At 40.0% G+C, this 265-nt stretch carries 1 pseudogene; it reads left to right on the forward strand.

The features are described 5' to 3' along the window. Positions 1 to 64 precede the first annotated feature (64 nt). Positions 65 to 265, forward strand: a pseudogene (locus AB4585_RS29375) (hypothetical protein); the annotation flags it as partial.

Genomic DNA, 265 nt, shown 5'->3' on the forward strand with positions numbered 1-265 from the left:
CGGCAGGAACGCCTACCGACTGCATTGATGCTTCCCTAGTATTTAGAATCAAGAGAATATATAGATGAAAAAAACGATCATCGCTTCAACTATCTTAACGACACTTTCATTTGGTAGTTTTGCAGCACAAGTTAATATCGAAGAAGCCAACTTGCAAACTCACTTGCTAGTAGAGAATCAAATGGCACAGATTGATGCTCGTACGCTAGAGCTACTAGACAGTCAAAGTGGTTCGGTAGTGACTATAGATGATACCGTTTATCAA

It is taken from the genome of Vibrio sp. 10N.222.49.C9 (assembly GCF_041474985.1).
GTDB lineage: Bacteria > Pseudomonadota > Gammaproteobacteria > Enterobacterales > Vibrionaceae > Vibrio > Vibrio crassostreae_C.